Raw genomic sequence first — 15,772 nt, 5'->3', positions numbered from 1 at the left:
GGGGCGCATGCGGGCGCCGGGCAAAATGGCCGAAGCGTTAAGGCTTCGCTGCTAGAATCCGCGGTCCTTTCACGAGACGGGTCGATGTCCGAACAGCACCCCCATACCGCAGCGGATGGACGTGGCCTGGCGCTCGCCACGCTGGCCATCCATGGCGGTCAGGCGCCGGATCCCAGCACGGGCGCGGTGATGCCGCCGATCTACGCGACCTCGACCTACGCCCAGAGCAGCCCGGGCGAACACCAGGGCTTCGAGTACTCCCGCACCCACAACCCCACCCGCTTCGCCTACGAGCGGTGCGTGGCGGCGCTGGAGGGCGGCAGCCGCGGCTTCGCCTTCGCCTCCGGCATGGCGGCGGCCTCCACCGTGCTGGAGCTGCTGGACAGCGGCGACCACGTGGTGGCGATGGACGACCTCTACGGGGGCAGCTACCGCCTCTTCGAGCGGGTGCGCAGGCGCAGCGCGGGGCTGGACTTCAGCTTCGTCGACCTGTGCGACCTGGCGGCCTTCGAAGCGGCGATCACCCCGAAGACGCGGATGGTCTGGATCGAAACCCCGACCAACCCGATGCTGAAGATCGTCGACGTCGCCGCGGTGGCGGAGATCGCGCGCCGGCGCGGCCTGCTTGTCGTCGTCGACAACACCTTCGCCTCGCCGATCGTGCAGCGCCCGCTGGAACTCGGCGCGCACCTGGTGATGCATTCGGCGACCAAGTACCTCAACGGGCATTCCGACATGGTCGGTGGCATGGTCGTGGCGGGTGGCGATGCGGAGCTGGCCGAGAAGATGGCCTTCCTGCAGAACTCGATCGGCGCGGTGCAGGGGCCGTTCGACAGCTTCCTGGCGCTGCGCGGGCTGAAGACCCTGCCGCTGCGCATGCGCGCGCACAACGAGAACGCACTGGCCCTGGCGCAGTGGCTCGAAACCCACCCCGCGGTCGAGAAGGTGATCTACCCGGGCCTGGCCTCGCATCCGCAGCACGCGCTGGCGTCGCGCCAGATGCACGGCTTCGGTGGCATCGTCTCGGTGGTGCTCAAGGGCGGCTTCGAGGCGGCCAGGCGCTTCTGCGAGCGCACCGAGCTGTTCACCCTGGCCGAATCGCTCGGCGGCGTGGAGAGCCTCGTCAACCACCCGGCGGTGATGACCCATGCGTCGGTGCCTGTGGAGCGCCGCGCGCGACTGGGGATCTCCGATGCGCTGGTGCGGTTGAGCGTGGGGGTGGAGGCGCTGGTGGATCTCCAGCGGGATCTGGATTTGGCGCTGTCTGCATGAACGGAGAGTCGCCTTGAATCCGTCGATCGGTGCCCGTTACCGCTCGCTGCTGGTGGAGTTGACCAAGCGGGAGATCCTGGGCCGCTACCGGGGCGCCGCCATCGGCCTCCTGTGGTCCCTGATCAGTCCGTTCCTGATGCTGATGGTCTACACGCTGGCGTTCGGCTACATCCTCCGCAGCAAGTGGCCGGGCACGTCGGGCGCAACCACCGATTTCGCGCTGATCCTGTTCGTGGGCCTCATCGTCCACGGATTCTTCGCCGAATGCCTGACGCGCGCGCCGCTGGCGGTGCTGTCCAATCCCTCGTACGTCAAGCGCGTCGTGTTTCCGCTGGAGCTGCTGGCCTGCAGCATGACGCTCACGGCCCTGTTCCACCTGGCGATGAACGTGGTCGTGCTCGTCGCGCTGAAGTGGTTCTGGCATGGCGAGCTTTACTGGCAGATGCTTCTGCTGCCCCTGGTGATCGCCCCCCTGGTGATTCTTTCGGTGGCGGTCGGCTGGTTCCTGTCCGCTCTGGGGGTGTTCGTCCGCGACATCAGCCAGATCGTGGGCGTGCTCGCGGCCGCCATGCTGTTCCTGTCCTCGGCGATCGTGCCGGTGGAGACCCTTCCCGAAAGCTATCGATGGGTGTTCTATGCGAACCCCCTGACGTTGATCATCGACCAGGCCCGCGAAGTGGTGATCTGGGGCCGGTCGCCTGACTGGGCCGCGCTGGGCCTCTATGCCGCCTGCGTCACCGTGCTGGCCGGGCTCGCGCTGGCATTCTTCAGGAAGATGCGCGGGGGGTTCGCTGATGTCCTCTGACCAGCTCGCCGCGGGCGCCGGCGGCGAACCGGTGATCCGGGTCGAAGCCGTGTGCAAGAGCTTCCGCATGTACGAGAAGCCCGTGCACAGGCTGTGGCAGGGACTGCTGGGCCGGAACGGCAGCCACAAGGAGTTCCGCGCGCTCCAGGACGTGTCCTTCGAGATCGCGCGTGGCGAAACCGTCGGCATCATCGGCCGCAACGGCTCGGGCAAGTCCACGCTGCTGCAGATCATCGCGGGCACCCTCACGCCGACGAGCGGGACCTGCGTGGTCCGGGGCAGGGTCGCCGCGCTCCTGGAGCTCGGAAGCGGTTTCAATCCCGAGTTCACCGGACGCGAGAACGTCTACCTCAACGGCACCATTCTCGGCCTCAGCCGGGCCCAGATCGACCAGCGCATGTCGCAGATCCTGGACTTCGCCGACATCGGCGAGTTCATCGACCAGCCGGTCCGGAGCTACTCGAGCGGCATGGCGGTTCGTCTCGCGTTCGCAGTCATCGCGCACGTCGACGCGGACATCCTGATCGTGGACGAGGCCCTGTCGGTGGGCGACGCGTTCTTCTCCCAGAAGTGCATGCGCTTCCTGCGGGCGTTCCAGAAGAACGGAACGCTGCTGTTCGTGAGCCATGACGCGGCCGCTGTGACCAACCTCTGCGCCAGGGCGCTGTGGCTGGAAGGCGGGCATGTCCGCATGGAAGGGGCCGCAGCGTCGGTCGTCGAGTCCTACATGGCCCAGCAGCACGCCAAGGATCGCGCCGAAAGCGCGGGCGACATCGTGCAGGTGGGCGTACGCAGCGCCGCCGCGGCGCAGGCGGCAGCCGCATCGTCCCCCGACTTCCGCCAGGAACTCCTGGAGTCGCTTGGGGTATCGAACCGCATCGCGGTGTTCGAGTTCGACCCGGAAGCAACGGGGGCCCAGTTCGGCACGGGTGGCGCGACGATCGTGGAAGTCTCGCTCCGCTCCGCGGACGGCAGGAGCGCGAGCCTGCTGGCGGGCGGCGAACTGGTGCAACTTACACTGGTTGCGCGCGCCAACCAGGCGCTCGAGTCGGTCATTCTCGGCTTCTATGTCAAGGACCGGCTGGGGCAGCGCCTGTTCGGAGACAACACCCATCTCGTCCACCGGGACGTAACCGCGGCGGTCGCCGAGGGCGACACGATAAGTGCGACGTTCTCCTTCCGCATGCCCGTGTTGCCCTCAGGCAGCTACATGGTCGACGCGGCGGTTGCTTCGGGCGACCAGGACGATCATACGCAGCAACACTGGGTGCATGACGCGCTGGAATTCAGGGCCATAGACGAAACCATGCGTCATGGCCTGGTGGGCATTCCGATGGCCGCGATCGATGTGAAAAGGCAGAGCAGTCCATGACCATGGAGTTCACCGGCGAACGTTTCGTGCCCACCGAGGCCGGCGAGATTCGCCAGGAGCATCTGCACCGGTACTCCTGGTGCCTGGCGGCTCTGGCGGGCAAGGACGTCCTCGACATCGCGTCCGGCGAGGGCTACGGCAGCGCCGCCATGGCTGCGGTTGCGCGGTCCGTGGTCGGAGTGGACATCTCGCCTGAAGCGATCGCGCATGCCCGCGTGCAGTATGCGGGCCTCGGGAATCTCGATTTCCGGCAGGGCTCGGCTGCGTCGATACCGCTGCCGGATTCGTGCGTGGACGTCGTCGTCTCTTTCGAGACCGTCGAGCACCTGAGGGAGCAGGAGCAGATGCTCGCCGAGATCCGGCGCGTCCTGCGTCCGGATGGCTTCCTCGTCATGTCCTCGCCCAATCGCCTGGTTTACTCGGAGAAGGCCGGGCACCACAACGAGTTCCATGTCCGGGAGCTCGACTTCGAGGAGCTTTCGGTGCTGCTGGCGTCCCGGTTCCCGGCGGTACGTTTCGTGGGTCACCGGTTGTCGGTGTGCTCGGCGATCGCTCCCCTGGCCCCGGAGGCCGGTACGCAGGAATGGCGGGCGCTGACCGACGTGGGCGGGGAGGTGGAGGCGCGCGTGGCGTCCATCGCCGAGCCGGTCTATTTCATCGCCCTGGCCGCCGCGTCCGAGAGTTTCCTGCCGCCGCTCGCCCCGTCGATCATGATGTCCGAGAGCGAGGACCTGTACGAGCACCACCGCGAGGTGGCGAAGTGGGCGCAATCCCAGGACGCGGAGGTGCGGTCGTTGCGTGCGCTCAGCGACGAGCGCACCGCGTGGGCGCAGGGCCTCGATCGCGACGTGCAGGAACTGCGCGACGCCAATGCCGCCCTGCAGGCCGAACTGGACGGTCGCGCCGAGTGGGCCATGCGCCTGGATTCCGAACTCGCTTCCCTGCGCGTGGCGCATGACCGTCTCAGGATGGAAGGGGACGAGGTCCGCTCCCGTTCGACAGAATTGCAGGCGCAGGCGGACGAGGCCCGGTCCCGCGCGGTCGAACTGCAGCTGGAACTCGAGGGCACGCGCGACACCATGCTGGAGCAGGCCGCGTCGTTGCGGCTGCTGGAAGGAGAGCTCGCAGGCGCGAAGGACGAGGTGAAGTCGATTTCCGGCTTGCTGCAGGTGCTCCAGGTGCAGGCGTCAGATGCAGCCGCGCGGCTCGAGCTGGCGCGTGCGGACGCGGCGGCGGCGGACGAGGCCCGTCGGCGCGAAGTGGGCGAGGTTCGCCGAGAACTCGCCGCGGTCCTCGGGTCGCGCTCCTGGAAGCTGACCAAGCCGCTCCGGTTCGCCGGCAAGCTCGTGCGCGGGGACTGGCCCGCCGTGATCGATTCGCTGCGGGGTTCCCCGCTTGCGCGCAGCGCCGTTCTCTCGCCGCTGCGCGTGCCGGTGAAGAACTGGCTGATGCGTCGCGCTCGCGGCTCGGTGCAGGCGGTGGAAGGGCTGGCGCTGGCGGAGGTCGAAGCCGACCAGCACGCGGTGATCGAGAACCTGTCCTTCCCGCACGTGGACTCGCCCGTGGTCACGATCATCGTGCCCACCTACGGCAACTTTCCGTACAGCCTCGCCTGCATCCGTTCCATCGCCAAGGCCCGGACCCTGGTTTCGTTCGAGGTTCTGTTGGTCGAGGACGCATCGGGCGATCCGGACATCGGCAAGCTCGCCATGATCGATGGGCTCCGGTACCACGAGAATCCGCAGAACCTCGGCTTCCTCATGTCCTGCAATGGCGCCCTGGGAATGGCGCGCGGCGAGTTCGTCTGCTACCTGAACAACGACACCGAAGTCCGCGATGGCTGGCTTGATGCGCTGGTCGACGTGTTCCGCGGCCACGCAGATGCGGGCCTCGTGGGGGCAAAACTGGTCTATCCCGACGGCAGGCAGCAGGAGGCAGGCGGGATCGTCTGGGCCGATGCCAGTGCCTGGAATTTCGGGCGGCTGCAGGATCCCCAGGCGGCGCCGTTCAATTACCTGCACGAGTCCGATTACATTTCAGGCGCGGCGATCATGTCGCCGCGGGCGCTGTTGGACGAGCTGGAAGGGTTCGACCCGTTGTACCTCCCCGCGTACTGCGAGGACACGGACCTGGCCTTCCGGATCCGCGAGCGCGGGCTGAAGGTCTACTACCAGCCCGCGGCGGTGGTGGTCCACCACGAGGGGATCTCGCACGGGACCGACACCGGCTCGGGCATCAAGGCGTACCAGGTCGCCAACCAGGGCAAGTTCCGCGAGCGCTGGCGGGCCACGCTAGAGCGCGAGCATTTCGCCAACGGCGAATTGCCCTTCCTGGCGCGCGATCGGTCGCAGTTGCGCAAGACGGTGCTGGTGATCGACCACTACGTTCCGCAGCCTGATCGCGATGCCGGTTCGCGCACCATGTGGCAGTTCATGTCGCTGTTCCGCAAGAAGGGGCTGTCGGTCAAGTTCTGGCCGGAGAACCTCTGGTACGACCCGGTGTACACGCCCCGCCTGCAGCAGGCCGGAGTGGAGGTGTTCTACGGGCATGAGTACGGCGGCCGGTTCGAGGAATGGATCCGCGAGAATGGCGCGTGCATCGACTACGTGCTTCTCAGCCGGCCCCATATTTCGGTGCACTTCGTGGAAGCGCTTCGTCGTCACACCGATGCGACCCTCATCTACTACGGACACGACATCCACCATCACCGGCTTGCGGCCCAGTTGGCGCTCGGTGCCGAGGACGGAGAAGCGATCGCCGAGGAGATGCGCTCGATGCAGGCGCTCGAGGAGCGCGTATGGGAGAGCGTCGACACCGTCTACTATCCCTCGGTGACCGAGACCACGTACGTGGAATCGTGGATGCAGGCGCGCAGCAGGGCTGACGGGAAGGCATTCACCATCCCGGTCTACGCATTCGAAACCTTCCCGGAGGACCCGGGTGCAGGCCTGGAGGATCGGCGCGACCTGTTGTTCGTCGCCGGTTTCGGCCACAGTCCAAATGGCGACGCCGCCGTCTGGTTCGTCAACGAGGTCATGCCCCTGCTGTCCAGCAGGAAGCCCGGGCTGCGCGTCCACCTCGTGGGCTCGAACCCGACCCCGGCGGTGCGGAGCCTCGCCAGCGAGACGGTCAACGTGACCGGCTTCGTCAGCGACGAGGAACTCGTCGGCTACTACGAGCGCTGTCGCGTCGTGGTGGCCCCGCTGCGTTATGGCGGTGGCATGAAGGGCAAGGTGGTGGAGGCGATGCGGTTCGGCGTGCCGACGGTGACGTCGCCTGCGGGCGCGCAGGGCCTGGCCAGCGCCGCGGGTTTCCTCGCTGTCGCGGATTCCGCCGGGGAGTTTGCGGACGCGGTGCTCGGGCTGCTGGAGGACGATGCCCGCTGGCTGGGCGTGTCCGCCGAGGCACAGGCGTTCGCCAAGGCCCGATTCTCCGAGGACGCCCTCTGGAAGATCGTCGCCGAGGACGTCGATGCGAGTCCTTACCCGGATGTCGAGGCGCGCCGGGCGCGCGTGGCCAGCGTAATGAGAAACAGGAGCTGACAGTGAAGGTACTTGTCTTGGGAGCGACCGGATTCGTCGGGAGCTATTTGATGGAACGCGCCATCGCCGCCGGGCACGAGGTGCTTGGTACCAGCTACAACCCCACGATCGAACCCCGGGACTGGTCTTCCTTCCAGGACAGGGTTGTCCGGTGCGACATCCGCTACCGGGAGCAGACCGACCAGGTGATCGCGGGGTTCCGGCCCGACGTGGTCTACCTCCTTTCGGCGCAGAGCTATCCGGCGCTTTCGTGGAAGGCGCCGATCGAGACGCTCGACACGAACGTGCTGGGAACGGCGAACGTCTACGAATCGATCCGCGTGTGCGGCATCGATCCCGTGGTGGTGGTCGCCTGCTCGAGCGCCCAGTACGGTGAGGTGGCGGCCGAGGACATTCCGGTCAAGGAATCCCATCCGTTGCGGCCGCTGCATCCGTATGGGATCAGCAAGGTCGCCACCGAGATGCTCGCCCTGCAGTACTGGTCGAACTGGGGCGTCAGGAGCGTATGCGCCCGGATCTTCAACACCACCGGCGCGCGCAAGAGCGGGGACGTGTGCGCGGACATGACCCAGCGCGTTGTGCGCATCGAGGCGGGCCAGTCTGCCCCGGTGCTCAAGATCGGCAACCAGGAGACCTGGCGTGCGATCACGGACGTGCGTGACCTCGCCAGCGCGCTGGAGCTCCTCGCCGAGAAGGGGGAAGCAGGCGAGGTCTACAACATCAGTGGCGCCCGCACGTACCAGATCCGCGAGCTGGTCCAGAAGGTCCTGGCCCGCGCACGCGTTCCGATCACGGTCGAAACCGATCCGGCGTTGCTGCGCCCCAGCGACGAGAAGGTCATCTTCGGCGACTCCGCCCGCCTGATCGCGCGTACCGGATGGCGCCAGGAAGTGGCGATCGAGGACACGTTGCAGGACATGCTGGACTACTGGCGCGGTAGCCTCGGCGTAGCCGGCGGAGGGCAGGCATGATCGTTCGAAGCCGCGCCCCGTTGCGCCTGGGCCTGGCCGGCGGTGGGACCGATGTGTCCCCGTTCTGCGACCAGCATGGTGGTTTCGTGATGAACGTGACCATCGACAAGTACGCCTACGCGACCATCGATGCGCCAGCCACGTCGGCCGGCATGGTGGAGTTCGCCGCCCAGGACGCGGGGGCCGCCGAGCAGCTGCGCCCTGAACTGGTCGACCTGGCGCCGGGGCCGCTGCAGTTGATGAAGGGCGTCTACGCGCGCGTGGTCCGCGACTACCTCGGGGGCAGGGCGCCGGTCATCCGCATCCGTACGCATTCGGACGCGCCGCCCGGTTCCGGGCTCGGTTCCTCGTCGACCATGGTGGTGGCGCTGGTCACGGCGTTCGCCGAGTACTTCCGGCTCCCCTTGGGCGAGTACGAGATCGCCCATCTGGCGTACTCGATCGAGCGGGAGGACCTGGCCCTGGCAGGCGGGAAGCAGGACCAGTACGCGGCGGCATTCGGCGGCTTCAATTTCATGGAGTTCTACGATGCCGACCGGGTCATCGTGAATCCCCTGCGGATCAAGGACTGGATATGGAGCGAGCTGGAAGCCAGCCTTGTCCTTTACTTCACCGGGGTGTCGCGCTCTTCCGCCAAGATCATCGACGAGCAGTCGCGCAACATCCGCGAAGGGCGGACCGAGTCGCTCGACGCGATGCAGCGCCTCAAGCAGGAAGCGGTGCAGATGAAGGAAGCGCTGCTGCGCGGCAACCTTGACCGGTTCGCCCAGGTCATGCAGTCGGGATGGCAGGCCAAGAAGCAGAGCGCCTCGAGCATCACCAACCCGATGATAGACGAGCTGGAGAAGCTGGCCTTCGCCAACGGCGCCCACGCGACCAAGGTCTCCGGGGCGGGAGGCGGTGGCTTCATGATGTTCATGTGCGACCCCGGCGAACGGGTCCGCCTGGTCCGTGCCCTGTCTGGCGCAGGAGGCACGGTTTACGATACGCATTTCACGCAGCACGGAGCTTCATCGTGGAAACTCGGATGAACCAGTTCATACAGTCGGAATTCGACAAGACCCTCGCCAACTTCCAGGCGATGGCAGCCGACGCGGCGCTGCGCGAGCAGATCGCGGACGCCGTCGCTCTTTGCGTCGGGGCGCTCAAGTCGGGGCGCAAGCTGCTGTTCGCCGGCAACGGTGGCAGCGCGGCGGACGCGCAGCACTGGGCGGGAGAGCTGGTCAGCCGCTTCTACTACGACCGGCCGGGCCTGCCGGCCATCGCGTTGACCACCGATACCTCCATCCTGACCGCCATCGGCAACGACTACGGCTACGATTACACCTTCGCCCGACAGATCGAGGCGCTGGGGCAGGAAGGCGACGTGTTCATCGCCATTTCCACTTCCGGCAAGTCCAAGAACATCATGCGCGCGCTCGACGCGGCGGACGAGAAGAAGGTCAAGGTGATCGGCTTCACCGGCGCGGGCGGCGGCCACATGGCCGGGCGCTGCGAGATCTGCTTCCAGGTGCCGTCCAGCGAGACGCCGCGCATCCAGGAAGGCCATGAGTTCATCGGCCACCTGCTGTGCGCGCTGATCGAGAGCGAAATTTTCCCGCGCTGATGGCCGCCAGCGAAGCCATTGTCCTGGTCGGCGGGCTGGGCACCCGCCTGAGGCAGGTCGTGCCCGACCTGCCCAAGCCGCTTGCGCCCGTCGCCGGACGACCCTTCCTTGCCTGGTTGCTGGATGCGCTTGCAGCCAACGGGATGCGGCGCGTGATCCTTGCGACGGGCTATCGTGCTGAAGCGGTGCAGGCCGCGATAGGCACCCGCTGGCAAGACATGGCGGTGGATTATTCGCGTGAGGAGGCACCGCTTGGAACAGGCGGCGCCATCCTGAAGGCCGCGACCCTTGTTGCCGGCCAGGGCGTGCACGTCGCCAACGGCGATACGTATCTTTCGTACAGCCCCCAGGCGCTGGAGCGCGTCACCCACGAGAACGGGTGCGTGCTCGGCGTGGGTCTGGCGGGGGTGTCGGACGTCGGGCGGTACGGGGCGGTCGAGGTGCAGGACGGAAAGCTGGCCGGCTTTCGCGAAAAAGGCGGGAGCGGGCCCGGCCTGATCAATGCCGGGAGCTACTTCCTCTCCGCCGAGGCCCTCGACATGCTTCCGCGCGAGGCGGCGTGGTCGTTCGAGGAACGGGTGCTGCTCCCCTGGTGCCGCGAAGGCAGGGTCGCTGCATTCGATGCCACCCGCGACTTCATCGATATCGGCGTCCCTGAGGATTTCGCGCGCGCGCAGTCCCAGTTCGCGCAAGGCGTGGCATGACGCCGATACCGCGGCCCATCATCACGGGCGCCACGGATGCGTCCGGGGTTCCGCAGGCACGGCGAGCGCTGTTCCTCGACCGGGATGGGGTGATCAACGTCAACCACGGCTACGTCCATACACCGGACCGTACCGACTGGGTGCCGGGGATCTTCGACCTCGCCCGTGCCGCGACGAGCGCAGGGTTCGTCCTGGTGGTGGTCACGAACCAGGCCGGGATCGCCAGGGGCTATTACACGCAGGCGCAGTTCGAGGCATACACACGCTGGCTGCACGGGCGTTTCGCGGAAGAGGGTGCGCCGTTGCTCGCCACCTATTACTGCCCGCACCACCCTGATGCGGGCCAGGGGGAGCTGCGGGTCCAGTGCGATTGCCGCAAGCCGCGTCCGGGCATGCTTCTGGCGGCGATCAGCGACTGGAACCTGGATCCTGCCGGTTCGATCCTGGTCGGGGACCAGGTTTCGGACATGGCGGCCGCCGCCAGCGCGGGCATCGGCCTGGCAATGATGGTGCGCGGCGGTGGTCTTGGAGCGGTTGCAGCGGGGGTCCTCGCTTCGGTCTCGCCGCCGCTACAGGCACAGGCGGATCTGGAACGGGTGCCGGAGTAGGGGCCCCGGCGGGATCGTCGGGGACGGGGCGCGCGCCGGTCCCGCACGGATCGAACGCACGGCCGCCTGCGCGTGCGTGGGGACGCGCAGGGCCGCATTGGACGGAAATCACTGAGGATGGATCGATGTTGTTGAGAGCGGGTGGACGAGGTCGTTACTGGGTGGCTTCGGCGGCGATGGCGCTCCTGCTTTCGGGCTGCTGCGACAAGGCGAAGATCGCCCAGTGCAAGGCCGATGAGGCGGCACGCAGGGAGCTGGCGGCGGTCGCTCCGGCGCCGGCGGCAGGCACGCCCGAACCCATGCGGCTTGTGATCAGGGCAGGGGCGGACGCGAAGGTGCAGGCCCGCGTCGAAAGCGTGTCATGCGTCGACGGTCGCGGCGGTTCGGCCGTCGTCGCGCTCGACTGGAACATCTCCAGCCCCGGCGTCGTGGCCGTGCGCATCCGCGTCGGGCCGGATGGTGGCGAACGCAAGGTGTGGATGGACGCCGGAGCGGTCGGGCAAGGCGTGACCGGGCCCTGGGTCAAGGACGGCACGGTCCTGACGATCGAGGACCTGGCCAGCGGCGCATCCCTGGTGGAGTTGCGCGCCGAGGCGGGCCCTTGCGGCGGGGAGGCGGTGGAATGAGGCTGCCATCCTTCGGATTCGGTACCTGCCGCCTGTTGCTGGCTTCGCTCGTGGCTGCCTCGCACCTGTGGGCCGACATGACCCAAGGCTATGCGGCCTACGCCGTCTGGGCGTTCTTCGTGCTCAGCGGGTTCCTGATGACGCTGGTGCTGAGCACGCGCTACGGTTTCAGCGCGGCGGGATTGCGTTCCTACGGTTTCAACCGCTTCATGCGGATATTCCCGCTGTACTGGCTGGCGGTCATTGCAGGCCTGGCGACGCTGGCCTACGCCGGGCGGCACGGGATAGACCTGCGCGTGATCAATGGCGAGTTCTATACGCCCGAAGGGACGGTGCAGTGGCTGCATGTGGTGACGCTGTTCCCCGGTTTCCAGCGCGGGGGCTTGCCAGTCCCGGTATCCAACGCCCTGGCGATCGAGGTCGGGTTCTACCTGCTGATGCCGCTCCTCGCGCGGTCGCGCAGCACGGCATGGTTCGCGCTGGTGATCGGCGTCGTGCTGAACCTCCAGATCGGCGTGGTGGTGGAGACCTTCGGGGAGCGCTACGCAACGTTCCTCCCATGCATGCTGCCGTTCGCCGCCGGGTCGCTCGCCTGCCACTATCGCGATGCCCTGCACCGCTTCAGCGCGCCCTGGATCAGCACCGCCGTCTGGTTGCTGCACGGGCTCGGTTGGTGGATCGTGCCGGAATGGCCGTGGGTGTGGGGACTGTACGTCTCGGTGCCGCTGTCCGTCTGGATGGTGGTGTCGCTGCACCGGCAGCGATCCGGGCAGGTGGACAGGATGCTGGGGGACATGAGCTATCCGGTGTACCTCATACACACCACGGTGGCGGCATGGTTCCTGTGCCCATGCGGCACCTCGCGTTCGCTCCAGTTCTTCTTCCAGGCCTTTGCGGTGACCCTGCTGCTGTCGTGGCTGATCGTCATCCTCATCGATCGGCCCCTGTCCCGCCTCAAGCGCAAGGCCCCGGGGGACGCGCTGGGTGGCGGCCGGAGCGGAGGCATCGCTTGACGGGCTGCGCCGCCGATCGCCCCGCGGCATGCGGTCGCACCGGGCCGGCGGCGCCGGGCGGACGGTCGTACACGGCTGCCATTGCAGGCCAGGAGTGCCCATGAACAGTGGAAAGTCGATGGCCGCTCGCGGCCGGTCATGGATGAAGCCCGGCGCTGCGGCCTGGTTGCTGTTGCTGGCCGGCGCCAGCGGCTGCAGCCGGGCGCCGGCGCCGCCTCCTGCCCCGGGCGACTACCAGGTCCTGACCCCTTCCGCCTACAGCGACTCGTGCCGGTTCTGCGCGGTGCCCGATGCGGTCCGCGAATGCGACGCCGGCAATGCCACCATCCGCCTGCACTGGCATCTGCAGGAAAGCGGCGCGCGCGTGGTCAACATCTTCGTTTCGGATCCCGGGGGCGGCGAAAAACCCTTCGCGCAGTACGGACCCGAAGGTACGGTCGAGGTCGGGCCGTGGATACGCCCGGGCCAGAGTTTCCACCTGCGGGACGACGCCGATGGCCGCCTGTTGGCCGAGCTTGCCGTTGCCGGGGTCGGATGCTGAGCAGGGCTGCGCAGCCCATCCGCGCTCACTGGCTTTCCGGGCGCTCGACGACGCGATATCCGTGCGGGGCGCTGGCGACGGCCTCGAGTCGATAGCGGCGCAGGATCGATGGCGAGTAGGCATTGAGATGGTGGTCGCGCAGGAACTCGATCGCCTGGACGCGTTCCGCGACCGGGTACTCGCATACGCTCAGGTTCGGCACGCATGAGGCCAGCGGCGCTTCGGGATCCAGTCCCATCAGGTACATCTGGCGCGCCATCGTGTGGATGTAGCCCTGGATGTAGCGGGCCTCGTCCCAGCTGTAGCGGGAGAGCATCACCTGCAGCGCCAGCGTGGCGCACAGCAAGGCCGCCGCCAGCGCACGGGTACCTGCAGAGCCGGGCGGACGGAGCGTTCCCAGCAGCATCAGGATCAGGGCTACCGGTCCCATCTGGTACGTGAGGACGTAGCGCGGCTGGTAGATGTACTCGGGACCGAAAGTGGGGACTCGCCCGTAAAGGATGCCGGCGACCGATGCATACAGGGTAAGCATCATGGACACCGCGACGAACATGGTCCGGTTCCAGGGTTTCCGCAACGCCGCCCACCAGAACCACAGGTGGGCCAGGGCCAAGGCGACGCCGAGTACTCCCTCCACCTTGGACGCGCCGGTCGCATCCAGATAGAACTGCAACGGAAGCGGGTAGGCCACCGATGAGGCCAGCACGCCCGTCAGCATCTTCGGTGCATGGGACAGCAGCAGTGCCAGCGAGACCGGGGCGCCGCCAGGATCGACCGCCAGGCCGGCGTGCAGGTAGAACCGGCTCGCCATCGCATAGGCCACAAGCGGCGCTGCCACCAGCGCGGCGACCAGTGCCAGCCTGCGCGGCGGCAGTTTCTCCCTGGCGCAGGCCAGGGCGGCGCTGGCCAGCAGCGCGGCGCCGGTGATCATCGCCATGTTGTCCAGCGTGAACGCCATGAGCCCGAATGCCAGGGCGAACATGCCGCCGCCCCGGCCATGCAGGCTGCGCCAGCATGCCGCGGCCGCCAGGACCAGGAACAGGTGCGGCAGGTACCCGAGGGTCACCAGCGACCAGTTGAAGACCGAGCCCGCGTTGAGCGAAACGAAGAAGCCGGCCATCGCCCCGCACAGGGCTGCGTGCAGCCACGGGTCGAGGCCCCTCGCGCGCGCATCGACGGACGTGATCCGCCACAGCGCGAGGAATGTCGCCAGGGCCATCGCCAAGCCCATGTACGACTCGACCACGAAATCGAGGCCGAACCACCGGGCATTGGCAAGCAGGAGCAGCTTCTGCAGGGGTTGCGCATGGTCGGCGCCGGGGCGCTTGACGTAGAGGTCGACGAGGTCGAACCCGCCGTCGTAAGCCTTGGCGAGAAACGCATTGATGAAGTACCAGGCGTCGGCCACGGCCAGGGGATTGGACGCATAGGCGATGTAGGCGGCCGCGTTGCCGAAGCTGAGCAGCACGGCGGCGAGCACGAGCAGATGCGCGCCCCTCCCACGCCATCCGGCGCCCGCGGCCGGAGCCGGGCCCACCACCTGGACGCTGTCCATCGCCGCCTTCAAAGTGATGCCAGTGCGCGGTCGGCCGAATCGAAGATCGTCTCGAAGTGCTCGTCCACGCCGACCCACAGGGGCAGGCGGACCAGCCGCTCGCTCAATCCGTCGGTATTGGCCATGTCACCGTGCGCGCGCGCAAGGCGCTGCCCGGCGGGCGACGCATGCAGCGGCACGTAGTGGAAGACGGTCCCCACGCCATCGGCCTTCATCCTGGCGATGAACTCCGTGCGTGCCTCGAGGTCGGGCAACAGCAGGTAGTACATGTGCGCGTTGTGCTCGCAGTGCGAGGGAACGACGGGCCTCCGGAGCACTCCCTTGCATTCGTACGGCTCGGCCCAGGCGTGGTAGCGGTCCCAGATGGCCAGCCTGCGCCGGGTGATCTCCTCGCCATGCTCGAGCTGGGCCTGGAGGAAGGCCGCCAGCAGTTCGCTGGGCAGATAGGAGGAGCCGACGTCGACCCAGGTGTACTTGTCCACCTGCCCGCGCAGGAATCGGCTGCGGTTGGTGCCCTTCTCGCGGATGATCTCCGCGCGCTCGGCATTGCCGGCGTCACGCACCAGCAGCGCACCGCCTTCGCCGGAGATCACGTTCTTGGTCTCGTGGAAGCTCAGCGCGCCGTAGTCTCCGAGCCCGCCGAGGGGCTTGCCGCGGTAGCTGGAGTAGATCCCCTGCGCGGCGTCCTCGACGACTTTCAGGCCATGCCGCGCCGCGATCGCCAGGATCGCATCCATCTCGCAGGACACGCCGGCGTAATGCACGACGCAGATGGCGCGGGTCCGGGGGGTGATCGCTGCCTCGATCCTGGTTTCGTCCAGGTTGAGGGTGTCGGCACGGATATCGACGAACACCGGCACCGCACCCCGGAGCACGAACGCGTTGGCGGTGGAAACGAAGGTGAACGAAGGCATGATCACTTCGTCGCCGGGCTGGAGGTCGAGCAGGATGGCCGCCATCTCCAGCGCCGCCGTGCACGAGTGCGTCAGCAGGGCCTTGGGGACCTCGCAGATCCGCTGGAGCTCCTGGTGGCAGCGACGGGTGAACGGGCCGTCGCCGGAAAGGTGGCCGACGCGATGGGCTTCCGTGATGTTGGCCAGCTCGCCGCCCGCCATGAACGGCTTGTTGAAAGGGATCAAGCGGATTTCTCCTGGGAA

14 protein-coding genes are annotated in these 15,772 nt (G+C 67.5%); 12 read left to right on the top strand and 2 right to left on the bottom strand.

What is annotated here, in order from left to right; translation table 11 throughout:
* Positions 1-84 precede the first annotated feature (84 nt).
* From ACA089_RS09320 to ACA089_RS09265, 12 genes are all read left to right on the top strand, one after another.
* Positions 85-1,272: a cystathionine gamma-synthase gene (locus ACA089_RS09320; protein WP_372016073.1), complete on the top strand. Its 1,188-nt coding sequence runs from the start codon at positions 85-87 to the stop codon at positions 1,270-1,272.
* Positions 1,273-1,285: 13 nt separating this feature from the next.
* Entirely contained in the window at positions 1,286-2,077 is a 792-nt protein-coding gene (locus ACA089_RS09315; protein ID WP_372016070.1) for an ABC transporter permease, read from the top strand.
* On the top strand, positions 2,067-3,449 hold the full coding sequence (locus ACA089_RS09310; protein WP_372016068.1) for an ABC transporter ATP-binding protein: 1,383 nt from the start codon (positions 2,067-2,069) through the stop codon (positions 3,447-3,449). Before ACA089_RS09315 ends, ACA089_RS09310 begins: the two co-directional genes overlap by 11 nt.
* Complete coding sequence (locus ACA089_RS09305; RefSeq protein ID WP_372016065.1) at positions 3,446-6,991, top strand: methyltransferase domain-containing protein; 3,546 nt, start codon at positions 3,446-3,448, stop codon at positions 6,989-6,991. Before ACA089_RS09310 ends, ACA089_RS09305 begins: the two co-directional genes overlap by 4 nt.
* A 2-nt stretch (positions 6,992-6,993) precedes the next feature.
* Entirely contained in the window at positions 6,994-7,962 is a 969-nt protein-coding gene (locus ACA089_RS09300; RefSeq protein ID WP_372016063.1) for a GDP-mannose 4,6-dehydratase, read from the top strand.
* Positions 7,959-8,993, top strand: a complete 1,035-nt coding sequence (locus ACA089_RS09295; protein WP_372016062.1) for a GHMP family kinase ATP-binding protein — start codon at positions 7,959-7,961, stop codon at positions 8,991-8,993. The genes ACA089_RS09300 and ACA089_RS09295 overlap by 4 nt, the downstream gene beginning before the upstream one ends.
* A complete protein-coding gene (locus ACA089_RS09290; RefSeq protein ID WP_353687909.1) occupies positions 8,990-9,568 on the top strand; it encodes a D-sedoheptulose-7-phosphate isomerase in 579 nt (192 codons plus the stop codon). Before ACA089_RS09295 ends, ACA089_RS09290 begins: the two co-directional genes overlap by 4 nt.
* Positions 9,568-10,272 (top strand): sugar phosphate nucleotidyltransferase, encoded by a 705-nt coding sequence (locus tag ACA089_RS09285; protein ID WP_372016060.1) that lies wholly within the window; start codon positions 9,568-9,570, stop codon positions 10,270-10,272. The genes ACA089_RS09290 and ACA089_RS09285 overlap by 1 nt, the downstream gene beginning before the upstream one ends.
* On the top strand, positions 10,269-10,880 hold the full coding sequence (gene gmhB, locus ACA089_RS09280) for an HAD family hydrolase (protein ID WP_372016057.1): 612 nt from the start codon (positions 10,269-10,271) through the stop codon (positions 10,878-10,880). The genes ACA089_RS09285 and gmhB overlap by 4 nt, the downstream gene beginning before the upstream one ends.
* A gap of 176 nt (positions 10,881-11,056) precedes the next feature.
* Positions 11,057-11,506 (top strand): hypothetical protein, encoded by a 450-nt coding sequence (locus ACA089_RS09275; protein ID WP_372016055.1) that lies wholly within the window; start codon positions 11,057-11,059, stop codon positions 11,504-11,506.
* On the top strand, positions 11,503-12,519 hold the full coding sequence (locus ACA089_RS09270) for an acyltransferase family protein (RefSeq protein WP_353687913.1): 1,017 nt from the start codon (positions 11,503-11,505) through the stop codon (positions 12,517-12,519). Before ACA089_RS09275 ends, ACA089_RS09270 begins: the two co-directional genes overlap by 4 nt.
* 100 nt (positions 12,520-12,619) lie before the next feature.
* Positions 12,620-13,060, top strand: a complete 441-nt coding sequence (locus ACA089_RS09265) for a hypothetical protein (RefSeq protein ID WP_372016052.1) — start codon at positions 12,620-12,622, stop codon at positions 13,058-13,060.
* Positions 13,061-13,085: 25 nt separating this feature from the next.
* On the opposite strand, the gene ACA089_RS09260 is transcribed toward ACA089_RS09265, so the two are convergent.
* The gene (locus ACA089_RS09260; RefSeq protein ID WP_372016049.1) at positions 13,086-14,615 is read right to left on the bottom strand and encodes a hypothetical protein; all 1,530 of its coding nucleotides are present in this window, start codon (positions 14,613-14,615) and stop codon (positions 13,086-13,088) included.
* Between the two features lie 8 nt (positions 14,616-14,623).
* On the bottom strand, positions 14,624-15,754 hold the full coding sequence (gene rffA / locus ACA089_RS09255; RefSeq protein ID WP_372016046.1) for a dTDP-4-amino-4,6-dideoxygalactose transaminase: 1,131 nt from the start codon (positions 15,752-15,754) through the stop codon (positions 14,624-14,626).
* Positions 15,755-15,772: the final 18 nt, after the last annotated feature.

This window comes from Pseudoxanthomonas fibrivorans, from assembly GCF_041464125.1.
Taxonomy (GTDB): Bacteria; Pseudomonadota; Gammaproteobacteria; order Xanthomonadales; family Xanthomonadaceae; genus Pseudoxanthomonas.
The sequence above is the reverse complement of the archived record's forward strand: the minus strand, read 5'-3'. Positions and strand labels throughout refer to the sequence as shown.

What these genes read in the sequence shown, in the direction of transcription:
- ACA089_RS09295 (WP_372016062.1), top strand. Translation starts at nt 7,959, where the DNA reads ATGATCGTTCGAAGCCGCGCCCCGTTGCGCCTGGGCCTGGCCGGCGGT.
- ACA089_RS09260 (WP_372016049.1), bottom strand. Translation starts at nt 14,615, where the DNA reads ATGGACAGCGTCCAGGTGGTGGGCCCGGCTCCGGCCGCGGGCGCCGGA.
- ACA089_RS09265 (WP_372016052.1), top strand. Translation starts at nt 12,620, where the DNA reads ATGAACAGTGGAAAGTCGATGGCCGCTCGCGGCCGGTCATGGATGAAG.
- ACA089_RS09320 (WP_372016073.1), top strand. Translation starts at nt 85, where the DNA reads ATGTCCGAACAGCACCCCCATACCGCAGCGGATGGACGTGGCCTGGCG.
- ACA089_RS09290 (WP_353687909.1), top strand. Translation starts at nt 8,990, where the DNA reads ATGAACCAGTTCATACAGTCGGAATTCGACAAGACCCTCGCCAACTTC.
- ACA089_RS09270 (WP_353687913.1), top strand. Translation starts at nt 11,503, where the DNA reads ATGAGGCTGCCATCCTTCGGATTCGGTACCTGCCGCCTGTTGCTGGCT.
- ACA089_RS09310 (WP_372016068.1), top strand. Translation starts at nt 2,067, where the DNA reads ATGTCCTCTGACCAGCTCGCCGCGGGCGCCGGCGGCGAACCGGTGATC.
- ACA089_RS09275 (WP_372016055.1), top strand. Translation starts at nt 11,057, where the DNA reads ATGGCGCTCCTGCTTTCGGGCTGCTGCGACAAGGCGAAGATCGCCCAG.
- ACA089_RS09305 (WP_372016065.1), top strand. Translation starts at nt 3,446, where the DNA reads ATGACCATGGAGTTCACCGGCGAACGTTTCGTGCCCACCGAGGCCGGC.
- gmhB (WP_372016057.1), top strand. Translation starts at nt 10,269, where the DNA reads ATGACGCCGATACCGCGGCCCATCATCACGGGCGCCACGGATGCGTCC.
- ACA089_RS09285 (WP_372016060.1), top strand. Translation starts at nt 9,568, where the DNA reads ATGGCCGCCAGCGAAGCCATTGTCCTGGTCGGCGGGCTGGGCACCCGC.